Origin of the sequence: Shinella sp. 838 (genome assembly GCF_029623935.1) — a bacterium.
In the GTDB taxonomy this organism is placed as follows: Bacteria; Pseudomonadota; Alphaproteobacteria; order Rhizobiales; family Rhizobiaceae; genus Shinella.
In genome coordinates this window covers 50,014-67,014 of the sequence record NZ_JARSBQ010000015.1, presented here as the reverse complement: position 1 = coordinate 67,014, position 17,001 = coordinate 50,014, and the positions used below count along the sequence as shown (strand labels likewise).

Annotated in this window: 15 protein-coding genes; 6 read left to right on the top strand and 9 right to left on the bottom strand. The window is 65.2% G+C overall.

Annotation, left to right across the window (positions count from 1 at the left end; all coding sequences use genetic code 11):
* Window positions 1–66: 66 nt before the first annotated feature.
* Genes P9A16_RS30055 through P9A16_RS30045 form a run of 3 tightly spaced genes read right to left on the bottom strand, consistent with a single transcriptional unit; the run spans window position 67 to window position 3,262 of the window.
* Window positions 67–909 (bottom strand): TIGR01459 family HAD-type hydrolase, encoded by an 843-nt coding sequence (locus tag P9A16_RS30055; protein ID WP_023516595.1) that lies wholly within the window; start codon window positions 907–909, stop codon window positions 67–69.
* Complete coding sequence (locus P9A16_RS30050; protein ID WP_278026278.1) at window positions 906–2,183, bottom strand: FGGY-family carbohydrate kinase; 1,278 nt, start codon at window positions 2,181–2,183, stop codon at window positions 906–908. Before P9A16_RS30050 ends, P9A16_RS30055 begins: the two co-directional genes overlap by 4 nt.
* Window positions 2,180–3,262, bottom strand: a complete 1,083-nt coding sequence (locus P9A16_RS30045) for a class II aldolase/adducin family protein (RefSeq protein WP_023515156.1) — start codon at window positions 3,260–3,262, stop codon at window positions 2,180–2,182. The genes P9A16_RS30050 and P9A16_RS30045 overlap by 4 nt, the downstream gene beginning before the upstream one ends.
* A 190-nt stretch (window positions 3,263–3,452) precedes the next feature.
* Between P9A16_RS30045 and P9A16_RS30040 the strand changes: the two genes are divergently transcribed.
* The 6 genes from P9A16_RS30040 to P9A16_RS30015 all read left to right on the top strand — a co-directional run bounded on the left by P9A16_RS30040 (window position 3,453) and on the right by P9A16_RS30015 (window position 10,151).
* Entirely contained in the window at window positions 3,453–4,232 is a 780-nt protein-coding gene (locus tag P9A16_RS30040; RefSeq protein WP_023513124.1) for a DeoR/GlpR family DNA-binding transcription regulator, read from the top strand.
* Window positions 4,229–5,623 carry an FGGY-family carbohydrate kinase gene (locus P9A16_RS30035; RefSeq protein ID WP_023513125.1) on the top strand — a complete coding sequence of 465 codons (1,395 nt, stop codon included), beginning with the start codon at window positions 4,229–4,231 and terminating at the stop codon, window positions 5,621–5,623. Before P9A16_RS30040 ends, P9A16_RS30035 begins: the two co-directional genes overlap by 4 nt.
* Window positions 5,620–7,146, top strand: coding sequence for a sugar ABC transporter ATP-binding protein (locus P9A16_RS30030; protein ID WP_023513126.1), 1,527 nt, complete (start codon window positions 5,620–5,622; stop codon window positions 7,144–7,146). Before P9A16_RS30035 ends, P9A16_RS30030 begins: the two co-directional genes overlap by 4 nt.
* A gap of 35 nt (window positions 7,147–7,181) precedes the next feature.
* Entirely contained in the window at window positions 7,182–8,165 is a 984-nt protein-coding gene (locus tag P9A16_RS30025; RefSeq protein ID WP_023513127.1) for an ABC transporter permease subunit, read from the top strand.
* 65 nt (window positions 8,166–8,230) lie between these two features.
* Window positions 8,231–9,169, top strand: coding sequence for an ABC transporter substrate-binding protein (locus tag P9A16_RS30020; RefSeq protein ID WP_023513128.1), 939 nt, complete (start codon window positions 8,231–8,233; stop codon window positions 9,167–9,169).
* 85 nt (window positions 9,170–9,254) lie between these two features.
* On the top strand, window positions 9,255–10,151 hold the full coding sequence (locus tag P9A16_RS30015; protein ID WP_023513129.1) for a sugar phosphate isomerase/epimerase family protein: 897 nt from the start codon (window positions 9,255–9,257) through the stop codon (window positions 10,149–10,151).
* Window positions 10,152–10,156: 5 nt separating this feature from the next.
* Here the strand turns inward: P9A16_RS30015 and P9A16_RS30010 are convergent, their stop codons facing one another.
* The 6 genes from P9A16_RS30010 to P9A16_RS29985 form a co-directional block, all read right to left on the bottom strand.
* On the bottom strand, window positions 10,157–11,014 hold the full coding sequence (locus tag P9A16_RS30010) for an ABC transporter permease (RefSeq protein ID WP_023513130.1): 858 nt from the start codon (window positions 11,012–11,014) through the stop codon (window positions 10,157–10,159).
* Window positions 11,015–11,016: 2 nt separating this feature from the next.
* The gene (locus P9A16_RS30005) at window positions 11,017–11,886 is read right to left on the bottom strand and encodes an ABC transporter permease (protein ID WP_023513131.1); all 870 of its coding nucleotides are present in this window, start codon (window positions 11,884–11,886) and stop codon (window positions 11,017–11,019) included.
* A 5-nt stretch (window positions 11,887–11,891) separates the two neighbouring features.
* Complete coding sequence (locus tag P9A16_RS30000) at window positions 11,892–12,965, bottom strand: ABC transporter ATP-binding protein (RefSeq protein ID WP_023513132.1); 1,074 nt, start codon at window positions 12,963–12,965, stop codon at window positions 11,892–11,894.
* A 94-nt stretch (window positions 12,966–13,059) separates the two neighbouring features.
* The gene (locus P9A16_RS29995; RefSeq protein WP_023513133.1) at window positions 13,060–14,133 is read right to left on the bottom strand and encodes an extracellular solute-binding protein; all 1,074 of its coding nucleotides are present in this window, start codon (window positions 14,131–14,133) and stop codon (window positions 13,060–13,062) included.
* Between the two features lie 182 nt (window positions 14,134–14,315).
* Entirely contained in the window at window positions 14,316–15,803 is a 1,488-nt protein-coding gene (locus P9A16_RS29990) for an aldehyde dehydrogenase family protein (protein ID WP_024270721.1), read from the bottom strand.
* A 1-nt stretch (window position 15,804) separates the two neighbouring features.
* Window positions 15,805–16,908, bottom strand: a complete 1,104-nt coding sequence (locus P9A16_RS29985; RefSeq protein WP_023514629.1) for a mandelate racemase/muconate lactonizing enzyme family protein — start codon at window positions 16,906–16,908, stop codon at window positions 15,805–15,807.
* Window positions 16,909–17,001: the final 93 nt, after the last annotated feature.

Genomic DNA, 17,001 nt, shown 5'->3' with positions numbered 1-17,001 from the left:
ACCGGTTGAATCTATCTATCCTGCAAGTCCTGACACTTGGCTTATGTAACAAGCCCCCGCACGGCTTCAAATGGCGAAGCGGTCCATCACGAAATCCGGGCGCGCGCCGTGGAGGCCGGCAAGGGCGGTGAGATCGGCCTCGGTGCTTTCGGCGAGGATGCCCGTCCGGACGAGGCAGGAGGCGAGCCCCGCGCCGGCGGCGCCGGCAATGTCGTGTTCCAGGCTGTCGCCGATGCAGACGATCCGGTCGGCCGGAAGACCGTCGAGCAGCGCCTGCGCCTGCCGGTAGATTGCCGGATGGGGTTTGCCGAACCAGCGCACCGGCCCACCGAGGTCCTGGTACGCCAGCGCGATGCTGCCGGCGCCGGGCGCCGTGGTGCCGCCGCTTGCGAGCTTGTGCCGGTCGGGATTGGTGCAGTAGCAGGGCACGCCGCGCCGGGCGGCGGGGGCGAGGCGGCGGCGGTAGTCCGCCATCGGGACACGATCAGCCTCGCTGCCGGAAACAATCACGATATCGGCCAAGGCTGCATCAACGACGCTCTTGAAACCGAGACGGTCGGCAAGGTTGCGGTCGCCCCCGCTGGAAATCGTCAGGCATCGCGTCCCGACCGCAGAACCGGCCGTCTCGCCGGCAAGGATGTCGTAGGCGACATCGCCGGAGGTGAGGAAACGCTCGAAGCCCTCCCGGTCGAAACCGAGCTTGACGAACCGCTCCGCATTGTAGTCGCCGCTGCGGCCGGAATTGGACAGCACGATGACGGTCTTGCCCAGTGCCTTGAGGCGCAGCAACGCATCATTGGCCCCGGGATAGGCGCCGTCCTCGTCCCGGAGCACGCCGAACTGATCGACGAGGAAGGCATCGTAGCGGGCGGCCAGCGCCGCCAGGTCGGTCTGCGGGGCAAGGCTCATGGCCAGCGGTCCTTTCCGGCAAGGACGAGAGCAGCCGTGCCGACAGCGGCTTCCGCCGAATTCGACGGCAGAAAGGGGACGCCAATCGCCGCCTCCCGCATGCGGGTCCAGGCCGGATTGGCCGCGCCGCCGCCGACCGAGCGCACCGAGCGTACGCGGGGGCCGCCGAGCGCGGCCAGCCGCGCATAGCCCGACGCCTCGATCCCCGCGATACCCTCGAGGATCGCCTGGAAGAAAACGACGTCATCGACCGGGCGCGGCTCCAGCTGCGGCACAAGGGCAGGATCGTTGACGGGGAAACGCTCGCCCGGCCGCAGCAAGGGGTAGTAGGCAAGGCCGGTCGGCCTGTCCGGCCGCAGCAGCGCGGTCATCGCCTTCACCTGCATGTCGTCAAACAGGCTGCGGATGACCGCACCGCCGGAATTCGAGGCCCCTCCGGCGAGCCAGAAATCGAGGATGCGATGCGAATAGATACCGTAGTCCGCCGCATCGATCGGCTCCGCCGAAGCAAGCTTGACGACCAGCGTCGAACCGAGTGCGGTCACGCCGTCGCCGACGGATGCGGCGCCCGTCGCAAGGAACGAGGCGCAGCCATCCGTCGTACCGGCGTGGTAGCGGCAGCCATCCGGCAGACCGAGGGCCCGGCCCGCCGCCCCGACGGTCGCTAGCGGCGCACCTGCGCGTTTCACCTTCGGCAAGAGGCCGACATCCATACCGCAGGCTTCGATCCAGTCCGGCCAGCGCTCCGCGGCGAGATCGTAGCCCGTCTTCAAGGCGTTGTTCTCGTCGCTTGAAGGCGCAGCCAACCCAAGCTGCCGGAGGACCCAGTCCGCCTGGTGCACGATGGCGTGGACGCCAGTCTGGCGCGAAAGATGGATGGCCCGGGCGAGCGGCGAGGTCACACCCCGCGCCGGGCTGTTCGCCGGCGCAAAAGCCGCGACCCGATCGAGGATAGCCCGGTCGGGGCAGGGATCGTTGTACATCAGTGCGTCGCCAAGCGGCGTGCCGTCGGCATCGATGGCGAGCACCGTACCGGAGGTGCCGTCGACCGCGACGCCGGTTATGGCGACAAGCGAGCCGCGCGCAGCAAGTTCGCCGAGACACGCGCGGACACCGGCCTGCCATGCGGTGGGCGAGCGGCCGGCCGCGGCATCCGGGAATGGCGAGGACGCCATGTCGACACGCGTGCCGTCGGCGGCAAGGGCCGCCGCGCGCACGCCGGACGTGCCGAGATCGATGCCGAGCGCGACGGCGGGTCCGGGCGCCGCGCTCATGCCCGCTGGCTCGCCTTGCGGTCCAGCGCCTGGCGGTACTGTTCGGCCTCCCAATGGGTCAGTTCATATTCCTGGTCGCTGCCAAGATGGGCGATGGCTGCCCCATCCGGCACGCGCGACACAACTTCCGCCAGGCAGCGTGCCATGACGCGACCGCCATCGGTAAGCGCATCGGCAAGCAGCACACCCTGATCGGGCACAAGCAACATCTTGGGCATATCGAGCCCGCGCGCGCCCCGCGTCTGCGCATAGGCCGTCACGCTCTCGCCCGCGCCGAGCACACCGATCTCCGTACCGAGGAAGATGACATGATCGGGATAGAGCGAACCGCCCGTGGCGACTGCGATGTTGGCGGGGTGGAGAGCAGTCTTGTGGCTTCCGGCATCCTCGGCGACGTGAAAGGGGGCGCCTTCGATCAAGGTTTGAAGATGCGCGGCGTTCCCCGACACCGTTGCCCGCTCCTCCACCGAGAGGGCCGCGGTCACGCGAGCGATGCGCGTACGCACCTCCTCTACCGTCTCCCCGGCAACGATGATGCCATGGTTGTAGAGGATCAGCACGTCCGGTCGGTTCGCGGCGACGCGATCGATCTCGTGGGCGAGCGGCGTGCCGGGGCGGCGGTAGGGAATGGTCGCCCAGGCAAGATCGGGCAGCGTGACCATGCGCTCGGCGAGGATATGCTCCCGCCCGGCCAGCACGGAAAGAGCGATAGCGTTGACACAGTGATAATGCGCGACGACGGTCTGCGGCAGCACCGCATGAAAGCTCGTCTCGATCGACGGGCGCAGGCCCGAAGCGTTGAGCGCCGTCACAACGAAATCCGTCGCCTTTTCCGCGCTCGGGTCCCGCGCCCTGAGCGCCGCCACCAGCGGCGCAACCTCGACCGGCACCATGATGTCCTGTTCGCCAGCATGGGCAAGCCAGGTACCGGAAGCCTTCACCCACATCACGCCGTCACGCTTGAACGAGGTGTTTCCACCGGCACCCTGTGTTTTCAGGATGTCGCTGCCGATCTCCCTCGAGAGCGCGAGAAATGCTTCGAAGGCCGCCTTGTCCTCCGCCCGAATGCCCGAAGCCATGCAGCCCCTCCTCTAGACAGTCCACCACCCGCTTTCCGGCTCACCGGAATCTGAGCGAACTTTTCTCAAGATCGTATTTATGTGATTGCAGATCGTCAACAGTGAAGAATTTTCGTCACCATTCTTGATCGACATACATTATTGTGATTATCTTTGTTCATCGGCGAGGGAGACGCCGGGAGGATCAGCCGTGAACGACACCGAGCGCCACAAGGCCATCATAGATCTTCTGCGCGAGACGCCCTTCGCTTCGGTGCGGGATCTCCAGGAGCATCTCGGCGTGTCGCCCGCCACCATCCGCCGCGACATCGACAAGCTGCACGAGCTCGGCCGGGCGCGGAAAGTCTATGGCGGGATCTCCGCCAGCGAGGCGGCCGACAGTGGGCGCCTATCGGCAAAACCCTATGACGAAAACCGCGACATCGCCGTGGAGGCAAAGCGAGCCATCGCCGCAACGGCGGCCGATCTCGTACGCGACGGGGATTCCATCATCGTGCATGCGGGCTCGACCTGCTATCAGCTCGGCATATTGCTCGCGCAGCGCAACCTGCGCATCTGGACCAATTCCATGCCGCTGGCCGCCCATCTCGGTGAGCACGGCACCTGCCAGCTCTCTCTTGCCGGCGGCGAACTCTATCGCGAACCGGGCATCATCCATGACAGCGCCGCCGGTTCGCCCGCCTTCTTCGCCTCGCGCTTCTTCCTCGGCACGCAGGGCATCAGCAGCAAGGGGCTGCTGGAATCACATCCGCTGCTGGTCAAGGTGATCGGCGAGCTGTCGGCCTGCGCCGACGAGATCGTGCTGCTCGCCGACAGCCGCAAGTTCTCCATCCAGCCGCGCAACGTCGCGCTGCCGCTCTCGCGCATCGGCACGATCATCACCGATGACGGCCTGACGGACGCCGCCGCCAGAATGCTGGAGGATGCCGGCGTCACCATCCTGATCGCACGGACGGGAGGGACCAGTTGAGCATCGCCCCCATCGCCGTCTTCGATCTCGGCAAGACAAATTCCAAGCTCTTCGTCATTTCCAGCGAAGGAAAGGTCATCGACGAGGCACGTACCCGCCCGGTCTGGCGGGACGAGGCTGACCTACACGTTCTGGATGATGCGGCGCTGCTTGCCTGGATGAAGGGGGAGCTTGCCCGCATCGTCGCCGGCTATGGTGTCGACCGCATCATCTTTTCCGGTCACGGCTGCACCTTCGCGCTGGCCGCCGGCGACGCGCTTGCCCACCCCATCCTCGACTACGAGCAGGAGCCGCCCACCGAAATCGCCGCCCGCATCGACGCCATGGCGCCGGATTTCCGCGAGACCTTCTCGCCTCCGCTGCCCCTCGGCTTCAACTATGGACGCCACCTCCTCTGGCTGGACGCGCGTAAACCGGACCTCCTTGAGAAGGCCGATGCAATCCTCGCCTATCCGCAGTTCTGGAGCTGGACGTTTTCCGGCCGGAAGGTCTCGGAAGTCTCCTATCTCGGCTGCCATTCCAATCTCTGGGCACCGCTGAAGGACGATTTCAGCAGCCTCGTCGACAAGATGGGCTGGCGTGGCAAGATGCCTGGCTTTGCCCGCGCCGGCGCCGTGATCGGCACACACGCCGTCACGCTCGGCGACGGCCGCACGGTGGAGATCGCGGTGCACAACGGCGTGCACGACAGCAATGCGGCACTCTATTTCTACCGCTCGCTCGGCTTTACCGATTTCACGCTGGTCTCGACCGGCACCTGGGTGATCGTCTTCAATTCTGCAAGCCCCCTCGAACGGCTCGACCAGACGCGCGACATGCTGGCGAATGTCACGATCGATCGCCAACCGATCGCAACCATCCGCTTCATGGGTGGGCGGGAGTATGACCTGGCGAGCGGCGGCTGGACGCGGCCGGTCCGCGAAGAGGCGCTGGCATCCGTCATGGCAAAACGCGCCTTCGCCTTGCCCTCCTTCGCTGCCGGTGGCCCAGTGCCGGGCCACGCCGGGCACTTTTCCGGACCAACCGTCGAGAGCGAGGAGCGCGCGGCCGCGGCCCTGCTCTACGTCGCGTTGATGACCGATCTTTCGCTCGATCTCATCGGCTCCGACAATACGATCGTTATCGATGGCGGGCTGGTGAAAACGGGGCTCTATGCTGCCATCCTCGCGGCCCTGCGCCCCGCGCAGACCGTGCACATCAGCGCCAACCCGGAAGGCAGCGCCTTCGGCGCGGCGGCCCTCGTCTTCGAGGACCGTGGCCACAACCCCTTCGTCAACGATTGCGCGGTCGCCACGCCGGCCGCCCTTGCCGAGCTCGACGCCTACAGGCGGGAATGGCGCCGGCAAGTCGAAGCGATGCAGGCCGCGCCCCGAAAGGAGAAGCGCGCATGACGGAACGGACGAACGCCCCTGCCCTTCTGGAGATGCGCGACATCAGCAAGACGTTCGGCGCATCGAAGGCCCTGTCACATGTGAACCTGACCGTGCATGCCGGCGAGGTGCATGCGCTGATGGGCGAGAACGGCGCGGGCAAGTCGACGCTGATGAAGATCCTGTCGGGCGCCTATACGGCCGATCCCGGTGGCGCAGTGCTGATCGGCGGGGAACCGGTGACGCTCGGCGATCCGCTGAAGGCCAAGGCCCATGGCATCGCCGTCATTTACCAGGAGCTTTCGCTCGCCCCCAACCTGTCGGTGGCGCAGAACATGTTCCTCGGCAACGAGCCTGCACGCTTCGGCCTTGCCGACCGCGCCGAGATGCGCCGGCGGGCCGAGCCCATCCTGAAACAGCTTGGCATCAGCTTTTCCCCCGCCCACCGCGTCGGGGAACTCTCGCTCGGCGAGCGGCAGATGGTGGAAATCGCGCGGGCGCTGACGACCAGGGCGCGCATCATCGTCATGGATGAGCCGACGACCTCACTGACGACGCGCGAGACCGACCGGCTGTTCGACGTTATCGCCCGGCTCAAGGCCGATGGCATCGCCGTCATCTATATCAGCCACCGCATGGAGGAGATCTACCAGCTCTCCGACCGCGTCAGCGTGCTGCGCGACGGGGCCTATGTCGGCACGCTGGAACGGGCCGGCCTTTCCGCGAACACGCTGGTTTCCATGATGGTCGGCCGCGACCTTTCCTCGTTCTACAAGAAGGAACACCGGCAGGCCGAGGGCGCGCGCCCCGCCGTCCTGTCGGTGGACAATGTCGGCGACGGTGTGCGCGTGCACGACTGCTCCTTCGAGGTGCGGGCGGGCGAAGTCCTCGGTATCGCCGGCCTCGTCGGTTCGGGCCGTACGGAGCTTGCCCGTCTTGTCTACGGTGCGGACCGCCGGACGACGGGGACGGTGATGCTGAACGGCAAGGCGCTCGCGATCGCCACGCCGCGCGACGCGCTCGATGCCGGCATCGCCTATCTTACGGAGGACCGCAAGGCACTGGGCCTCTTCCTCGACATGTCGATCAGCGACAACATCAATATCGGCGTCATCGCTGAGGATGCGAAGGCCGGTGGCGTCCTGAACTTCGCCAGGGCACGGGACCGGGCGCTCGCGGCCGTCAAGGCCCTGTCAATCCGCACCCCCGGCACGCAGATCAATGTCGGCGCCCTATCGGGCGGCAACCAGCAGAAGGCGCTTCTGGCACGCCTCCTGGAGACGAAGCCGCGGGCGGTCATTCTCGACGAGCCGACGCGCGGGGTCGATGTCGGCGCCAAATCGGAAATCTACCGCATCATCGACGCGCTCGCCGAGAACGGCATTGCCGTGGTCGTCATCTCCAGCGACCTGCCGGAGATTCTCGGCATCGCCGACCGCGTCCTGGTGATGCGCGAGGGGCGCATCGCCGGCGAAGTGGCACAGCCGATCGAGCAGGAAGCGATCATGGCGCTGGCGACCGGCACAGCCGGCCAAGCCGCCTGACGAACGAGGCGAAACGCAAAGAACGGGACGGAACCATGGCTGCAAGCGAAACCGAAGACGCCCGGATGGACAGGCTGAAACTGCGATCGACGCTGACGGCGCTCGGCATGCTGCCGGTGCTCGTGCTGCTGGCGATCGGCTTTCATCTGCTCTCCGGGCGCTTCCTGTCGGTGGGCAACCTGTCGATCGTCATGCAGCAAGCCTCGATCAACACGGTGCTGGCCGCCGGCATGACCTTCGTCATCCTGACCGGCGGCATCGACCTTTCCGTCGGCTCGATCCTTGCCGCCTCGGCGATGATCGCGGTCATCGTCTCGCTGGTGCCCGACCTCGGCATGCTGGGCATTCCGGCGGCGATCGCTGCGGGCCTTGCCTGCGGCTTCCTCAACGGCGCCATCATCGCCTGGCTGAAACTCCCGCCTTTCATCGTGACGCTTGGCTCGCTAACGGCGATCCGCGGCGTCGCGCGCCTGCTCGGCAGCGACACGACCGTCTTCAACCCGGACCTGCCCTTCGACTTCATCGGCAACGGAACGCTGTTCGGCGTACCGTGGCTTGCCATTATCGCCATCGCGACCATCATCGCCTCCTGGTTCATCCTCAAGCGCACCGTGCTCGGCACCTGGATCTATGCCGTCGGCGGCAATGCAGAGGCCGCTCGGCTCACCGGCATCAAGGTGCCGCTGGTCCTGCTCTTCGTCTATTCGATGTCGGGTCTGCTCTCCGGCCTCGGCGGGGCCATGTCGGCCGCCCGGCTCTATGCGGCCAACGGCCTGCAGCTCGGCCAGGCCTACGAGCTCGACGCCATCGCGGCGGTCATCCTCGGCGGCACCAGCTTCGTCGGCGGCGTCGGCTCCATCTGGGGCACGCTGATCGGTGCGCTCATTATCGCCGTGCTCTCCAACGGCCTCATCCTCGTCGGGGTTTCCGACATCTGGCAGTACATCATCAAGGGCCTTGTCATCATCGTCGCCGTCGGCCTCGATCGCTACAGGCTCAAGGGCATTAGCCGGACCTGAGCCCGGCTGAACGAACCGGTCGTCACCGGAAACAACGGCGAAAAACGCCACCAAAGGAGGAAAACATGCGTCTTATGCCAAAGTTGCTCGTCGGCACCGCACTGGCCGCCGCGATCGCCATGCCCGCAGCCGCCAAGGACCTCAACAAGATCGGCATCTCGGTCGGCCTGCTCGGCAACCCGTTCTTCGTCGCCACCATCAAGGGCATCGAGGACCGGGCCAAGGAGATCAACCCGAATGTCGAAGTGATCTCCGTTTCGGCCGACTATGACCTCAACAAGCAGGTCTCCCAGGTCGACAGCTTCATCGCCGCCGGCGTCGATATCATCATGCTGAACGCTGTCGATGCGAAGGCCATCGCCCCCGCCGTAAAGAAGGCGCAGGCCGCCGGCGTCGTCGTCGCCGCCTTCGACGTGTCGGCGCCCGGCGCCGACGTCACCGTCATGACCAACAACGTCAAGGCGGGTGAAGAGGCCTGCAACTACATCGCCGACAAGCTCGGCGGCAAGGGCGACGTGGTCATCATCAACGGCCCGGCCTCTTCCTCGATCCTCGAGCGTGTTGAGGGCTGCAAGGGCGCGCTCGGCAAACATGCCGACATCAAGATCCTGTCCGACGACCAGAACGGCCAGGGCTCGCGTGACGGTGGCCTTGCCGTGATGCAGGGCCTGCTGACCCGCTTCGACAAGATCGACGCCGTCTTCGCCATCAACGACCCGACCGCGATCGGCGCCGAGCTCGCCGCCAAGCAGCTGAACCGCAGCGAATTCTTCTTTACCGCGGTCGACGGCGCGCCCGACATCGAGACCTCACTTGCCAGCGGCAATTCCATGATCAAGGCCTCCGCCTCGCAGGATCCCTATGTCATGGCTGGCCAGGCGCTGCAGCTCGGCGTTGAGGTGCTGAAGGGAAACAAGCCGGCCGAACCCGTCGTGCTGCTCGACCCGCAGCTCATCACGGCCGACAACATCAAGGACTACAAGGGCTGGACCGCAGCTCGCTAAACACACCTCCCAGAGGCCGGGCGCATTCGCGCAAGCGGTGTGCCCGGCCGCCCCTTGCTTCATTCCTTTCAGAGAGCGGCCGGTTATGTCGAAAATTGGTGTCCATTCCTTCGTCTGGAGCGCTGGCTCTTCGCAGGGCGAGCTTGAGAAAGCGCTCGAGTACACCCATCAGCTCGGCTACAAGCTCATCGAGTTCTCCTATCTGGACCCTCGCCAGGTCGACGTGAAATGGCTGTCCCGCCGGCTTGGGGAACTCGGTCTCGACGTCGCGATCAGCATGGGCCTGCCGCCGGAGGGCGACATTTCCAGCGCCGATCCGGCAATCGTCACCCATGGCGTCGATATCCTCGACCGGGCCGTGGCGCTGGTGCGCGACCTCGGCGGCACGAAACTCGCCGGCATCCTCAGCTCCGCCCACGGCAAGCAGGAGCACAGCCTGTCGAGAAAGGGCTGGGACACGAGCGTTGCCGCGCTCTCCAAGGTGGCGGAGCGGGCCAAGGCAACCGGCGTCACGCTCAATCTCGAAATCGTCAACCGCTTCGAGAGCAACATGCTGAACACCGCCGCACAGGGCATGGCCTACATCCGCGATACCGGCGCCTCGAATGTCCTTCTGCACCTCGACACGTTCCACATGAACATCGAGGAAGCCGATGTGGGCCTTGCCATCCGCCACGCGGCCGACAAGATCGGCTACCTGCATATCGGCGAGAGCCATCGTGGCTATCTCGGCACCGGCACGATCGACTTCACGGTGATCTTCGATGCGCTCACCGCCATCGGCTGGGACGACTACGTTACCTTCGAATCCTTCTCCACGACGATCGTCGACAAGGACCTTTCGCTGAAGACGGCGATCTGGCGCAATCTGTGGGACGACAATGTCGCCCTCGCCCGCCATGCACACCGCTTCATCGAGCTCGGCCTGGAGACGGCGCGGCTCAAGCAGGCGCTCGTCCAAGAGGCGCATCTGCCCGGTTAGGCGGATCACGCCTTGCCGCGCTGCACCACGACGCTCAGCAGCGCCAGCGCCCCCGACCCCACCATCAGGAAGAACGAGACGGCGTTCAGCACCGGCGTCGAACCGACCTTCACCATGCGGTCGTACATGGTGATGGTCAGCGGCGCATCGGAGCCGACCAGCATCAGCGTCGTGTTGAAATTCTCGAAGGAGACGAGGAAGGCGACGACGAAGGCGGAGAACAGCGCGGGCATCAGATAGGGCAGCGTCACCGTCATCAGCACGCGCAGCCGCGTCGCGCCGAGATTGAGCGCGGCTTCCTCCAGCGAGATGTCGAATTTTCGAAGGCGCGCGGCGATGACCAGCGAGGTGATGGTCGTCAGGAACGAGAACTGGCCAAGGATGACGAGGAACAGGCCGGGGCGCAGAAAATCCCACTCGATGCCAAAGGTTTCTTCGAGGCCGTTGGCGATCATGCTGGCGAAGACGAGGATCGAGATGCCGAGGATGACGCCGGGAATGACCAGGGGCACGATCATCAGGATGTAGAAGAAATTCTTGGCCGGAAACTGCTTTCTCTCGAAGAGGAAGGCGTTGCAGGTGCCGGCGGCGACGGCGAGCGCGGAGACGATCACGCCGATATAGAGCGAGTTTTCGAGACCGCGCAAAAGGCGCCGGTCGTGGAACATGCCGATCTTCGGCTCGGTGCTGCTGAAGAACCAGTCGAGCGTGAAACCGTTCCAGGGCAATGCTGGGAACATAGAATCGTTGAAGGCGAACATGCCGGCGGCAAAGAGCGGCGCGGCGAGGTAGGCGAGGAACGCCAGCATGTAGCCGCGATAGAGCCATTGCAGCAGGGGCGATTGCGGGGCCGCGACGTTCATGGTCAGTCCTTTGCGACGGTGGAGGCGAGGCTCTGGCCCGTCAGCCGCAGGCCGAGCCAGACGACGAACGAGGTGAAGACGAGCAGCAGCACGCCGAAGGTCGCGCCGGATTCCCAGTTGTAGCGCGTCACGAACTGTTCGTAGATCTGCTCGGTGAACCACATGCTGTTCTTGCCGCCGAGCAGGATGGGCGTGAGATAGCTGCCCGCCGTCAGCATGAAGACGATGATGCAGCCGGCGACGATGCCCGGCATGGCATAGGGCACGACGATGCGGCGGAAGACGGTGAAGCGGCTGCCGCCGAGATTGTAGCCCGCCTCGATCAGCGAATTGTCCATGCCGTCGAGCGTCGAGACGAGCGGCACGATCATGAAGAGCACGACCGTATAGACGAGGCCCATGACGACGGTGGCGTCGTTGTAGAGCAGTTCCACCGGGCCGCTGACGAGGCCGATCTTCTGCAGGAAGCTGGAGACAAGGCCGGTCTCGCGCAGGATGACGATCCAGCCGAAGGCACGCACGAGGTCGCTCACCCAAAGCGGGATGAGGCACATCAGGAAGAGTGCGGCGCGCGAGCGGCGCTGGGCGATTTTTGCGATGTAATAGGCGACGGGAAAACCGACGGCGAGCGCCATGGCGGTGACGAGGATCGACATCCAGGCCGTGCGCAGCAGCGTGTTCCAGTAGATCGGCTCCGAGAGGAAGGCGATGTAGTTCGCAAAGCCGAACGTGTATTCGCCAGGCCCCACCTTTTCACGCAGCGAGATATAGCCGATGCCGAGCTGCGGCAGGATGATCAAAAGCGCGATCCACAGCGCGAAGGGGGCGAAGAGCAGGATGAAGGAGAGTTTTCCGATGTCCGTGCGTGCCATTGCTCTCACCTCGCAACGGAAAAGGCGCGGCCGTGGTTGTGGCTCCAGCCGATCCCGACCGTTTCGCCCGGCGCGATCTTGACCGAGCCGTCCATCACCGCCTGGCCGACCTCGACCAGATGACCGTTCGCCATGCGCACGAGAATGCGGCTGCTCGCGCCGTTGAATAGCAGGCTTTCGACGGTGCCTTGAAGCGTGTTCTCGCTGCCCGCGCCGATCGAGATGACCTCCGGGCGCACGAAAAGCTCGACCGGGCCTCCTGCCGCTATGCGCGCGTCACCGGCAAAGGCGATCGCCTCACCGCCACCGTCGATCGCCACGCGCACCTTGCCGTCGGCGAGCGAAAGCGCGCGGCCGGGCCAGCGGTTGCTGTCGCCGACAAAGCCCGCAACGAAGCCGCTCTTCGGGTTGTTGTAGAGTTCCTGCGGCGCACCGATCTGCTCGAACTGGCCGGCGTTCATGACGGCGACGTTGTCGGACATCAAAAGCGCTTCCGACTGGTCGTGGGTGATGTAGAGGAAGGTCGTCTCGAACTGGTGCTGGAGCTGTTTCAGCTCGATCTTCATGCGCTCACGCAGTTTCAGGTCGAGCGCGCCGAGCGGTTCGTCGAGCAGCAGCACATCCGGCTCCAGCACCATGCAGCGGGCAATCGCGATGCGCTGCTTCTGGCCGCCGGAGAGCTGGGAGACCTGCTTTTCCGCCGTGCCGGGCAGGCCGACGCGATCGAGCACCGCCGCCACCTTGCGGGCGATATCGGCCTTGTTCTCGCCGCGGCAGCGCAGGCCATAGGCGATGTTCTCGCCGACATTCATCATCGGGAAGAGCGCGAGATGCTGGAACACCATCTTGACGGGCCGCTTGTTCGGCGGCGTCGAAAGCACGGATTGCCCCTTGATGCGGATATCGCCGCTCGTCGGCGTCTCGAAGCCGGCGATCATGCGCATCAGCGTGGTCTTGCCGCAGCCCGACGGGCCGAGGATCGAGAAGAAGGATCCGCGCGGGACGTTGAAGGACACGCTGTTGACGGCGGTATAGGCGCCGAAGCGCTTCACCAGGCTTTCGCATTGAAGATCGTGCATGGAGGGCTCGTTGCTCGCCGCGCGCGTGCGCGGGCATCTGGAAAGCAGCCGGCCAAGGACATCCCCGGCCGGCCAGACTTGCCTTGGGAGGCGATCAGTTGGACGTCGCGGCCTTGATGCGCTCCAGCGCCTTGCCTTCCATGTCCTCGAGCCCTGCCGGGATATTGGCGAAGAACTTGAGGTTGGCGAGGTCCTTCTCGTCGAAGGCGGCGTTGACGGCGGCCTTCTTCTCGTCGGGCAGGAGATCGATGCCGTTGCTGACGGCGGCGATGGCGCCCGTTGAATCCGACATAAGTTTGACGATCTCGGGCTTCATGACGAAGTTGATCCACTTGTAGGCGGCATCGTCAGCCTCGCCCTTGCGCGGGATGACGAAGGTGTCGATCCAGGCGAGCGCGCCGGTTTCCGGCGGCACGTAGACGAGGTTCTTGTTCTGGCCGAAGAGCTTGAAGGCCGTGGAATCCCAGGCTTCCGAGACGACGACTTCGCCCGAGAGAAGCAGCGTCGACAGGTCGTCGCCGCCGTTCCAGTAAGTCTTGACGTTGTCCTTGCAGGCGATCAGCTTTTCCGTCACCTCGTCGAGCATCGTCTGGTAGGCGGCCTTGTCGGCATAGAGCGCGAACGGGTCCTTGCCGAGCGAGAAGGCCGTGCCAAGCAGGATCGTGCGGCGCAGGCGCATCGAGGTGCGGCCCTTGTATTCGGGATTGCAGAGGTCGCCCCAGCCCTTGACACCAGGCGCCTTGGAAACGTCCGCAACGATGCCGGACGTGCCCCACTGGTGCGGCACGGCATAGAGCTGGCCGTCGATGGTGGCATTGGCCTTCACGCCTTCAAGAAGGTTGGGCGCAAGGTTTGCCGTCTCGATCTTCGAGAGGTCGAGCGGTTTGTAGATATTGTACTCCTGCTGGGCCGCGAAGATACGGTCATGGCTCGGCTGGGCAAGGTCGTAACCGGCGCCGCCGGTCGCCCGGAGCTTTGCGATCATCTCCTCGTTGTTGGACAGCGTTACCTCGACGGTGATGTCGGGGTTCGCCTCCTCGAAAAGTTTTATGACGTTGTCGGGCGCATATCCGCCCCAGGTGAGCAGGCGCAGGGTTTCGGCCTGTGCGGTGCCTGCCATGAACAGGGCGAGCGCCGTCGTCGCGGCGAGCGCGAATGTCGATTTCATGCTGTTCTCCTCTTCCGTTTGGCTGTTGAAAATCGCCTTTTTCCGGCATTCTTTTCTGCTGAGGGCCATCTCACTCCCGGCGATGACGCTCTCATTCCCGATTTCGAGCCACTGGCATCAAAGGACGAGATTGGCTTGCTCGAAAGGTCCATTATCTCCTTGCCGTAAGACCATTATGACGCTCAGCTTATCTTCGCCGTCAGGCTTTTCGTGCGCGTGTAGCTGCGCAACGCGGCAAAGCCCTTCTCTCGGCCGAAACCGGAGAGTTTGTTGCCGCCGAAGGGCACCTCGATGCCGCCGGCGAAATATTCGTTGATGTAGACCTGGCCGGCGTCGATATCGCGCGCCATGCGGTGGGCGCGGCCGAAATCGCGTGTGTAGATGCCAGCGACGAGGCCGAAATCCGTGCCGTTCGCTACAGCGACAGCTTCCTCCTCGCTTTCGACCACCTGTACCGAGAGCACCGGTCCGAAAATCTCTTCCTGGATGACGGGATCGTCCGACTGCACCGCATCGAGGATCGTCGGTTTGAAGAACCAGCCGGAGCCGCTTTCGGGGTCCGCCGTCCGCTCGCCGCCGGCGGCGATAGTGACGCCGCGGTCGCGCGCGCCCTCGACATAGCCGGCAACCTTGTCGAGATGGGCAAGCGAGCTGAGTGCGCCGACCTGCGGGCGGCGAAGGCCATGGCCGAGCTTGAGACCGGTCGCGCGCCTGGCGAGGCGTTCGACGAGTTCCGCATGCACCCCGCACTCGACGACGAGGCGCGAGCCCGCCGAGCAGATCTGCCCGGCATTCTCGTAGATTGCGCCGAGCACGCCCTCCACGGCGGCGTCCATGTCCGCATCGGCCATGACGATGACAGGCGACTTGCCACCGAGTTCGAGCACGACGCTGGTGACGTTCGCGGCGGCCGACTGCATCACGCGGATCCCCGTCGGCACGGAGCCGGTGAAGGTGACGTGGCGCACATCCGGATGCGACACCAGCGGCCCGCCGGCCTCCGCACCGGTGCCGGTGACGACGTTGCAGACACCGGCCGGAAGCCCGGCGCGGGCGAGAATATCGGCGAGCATCAGCGCCGTCAGCGGCGTCTGTTCGGCCGGTTTGGCGACGACAGTGCAGCCGGCGGCGAGCGCCGGGGCGATGCTGCGGGCGGCCGTCGAGAGCGGGTAGTTCCAGGGGATGATATGGCCGGTGACGCCGACCGGCTCCTCGATGGAATAGCCGATATAGTCGGTGCCGAGCGGAAAGGTGTCGCCCTGGATCTTGTCGGCCGCGCCGGCATAATATTCGAAGCAGCGCGCCGCGCCGGAGACGTCGCCTTCCGCCTCCTGCAGCGCTTTGCCGCTGTCGAGGCTTTCCACCACGGCAAGCCGCGCGGCCTCCGCCCGGATGAGTTCGGCAACGCGCAGCAGAATCGCGCCGCGGGCGCTCGCCTTGGTGCGGCCCCAGGCGCGCTGGGCGCGGCGGGCGGCGGCGACGGCGCGGTCCACGTCGCTGCCGTCACCGGCGGCGAAGGCATGGTAGGCGCGGGCGGAGCCGGGATCGAACGTCTCCATCGTGCGCCCGCCGGAGGCGGCGACGAAGGCGCCGTTGATGAAATGGCCTTTGGGCAGGCCGGCAAGCGTGCCGTTCGCAAAATATTCGCCGACGAGGGTGTTCGTGCTCATCTCAATTCGCCTCGCTCATCTGGTAGCCGGCGCGCGCCAGCCACTCCGGATCGATTTCGACGCCCCAGCCGGGCTCTTCCGTCACCGTCGCCTTGCCGTCGACAATGGCATAGGGCGATTTGCGGAAGAGGCCGTCCTGCCAGGGGTAATAGTCTTCGCCCTCGATGGAGAATTCGAGATACTTGCCGGCATTCGGGATGGCGCGCAGCAGGTGCATGGTGAAGAGCGTCACCATGGAAAGGTTGGCGGCGTGCGGCGTCACCGGAATTCCGGCGGCCTCGGCCATGCGCACCACGCGCAGCGTCCGGCTGATGCCGCCGAGATAGCAGATATCCGGCTGCACGATGTCGACGGCGCGCATCTCGATCATGCGGCGCCAGGTCGGCAGGTCGCAATCCTGCTCGCCGCCGGTGACGTCGATGTCGAGAGCCTCGCTCACCTGCCTGGTCTGTTCGAGCTCCCAATAGGGGCAGGGCTCCTCGTAATGCACGAGGCCGTTGTCCTGCATGATCCTGCCGACGTCGATGGCACGGGCGGGCGAATAGCAGGAATTGGCGTCGGCGAGCAGATCGGCTCCTTCGCCGACGGCCTTGGCGATCGTCGGGATGATCTCCTCCGTCCGGCCCGGCCATTCGTCTTCGTTGCGGCCGCACTCTGCGCCGACGCGGAACTTGAAGGCGTCAAAACCGTATTCGCCGCGCAGCCGTTTGAAGCGTTCGGCCTCGTCGGCCGGCGTGATGTCGCGCTTCATAGAGGAAGCGTAGGCGCGCAGCGGGCCGGCCGACCCGCCGAGCAGTGCCGCGACCGGCTTGCCAGCCTTTTTGCCGCGCAGGTCCCAGATCGCCGTGTCGAGACCGCACATGGCGCGGCAGAGATAGGAACCCGGAAACTTGTGCTCACGCTCGAAAATGCGGTCGAGATGATCGTCGAGATCGACGATCTCGGTGCCGAGCGAATAGGGCGCGACCTGGCGGTGCAGCACCTCTGACGTGATGTCGGCATTGTAGGTCGAGACCTGGCCCCAGCCGGTCGCGCCGGTCTCGTCGGTGATGCGGACAAAGCCGACATAGCGGTTTGAGAAGGTCTCGATGCGTTTGATCTTCATGGCGGTCCGGTCTGCTGTTGGGCGAAAGCGTCTTGCAAGCGATGGGCTCTTGACGCCGCGAACTGGTCCGACAATCATCGGAAAAACTTCGGG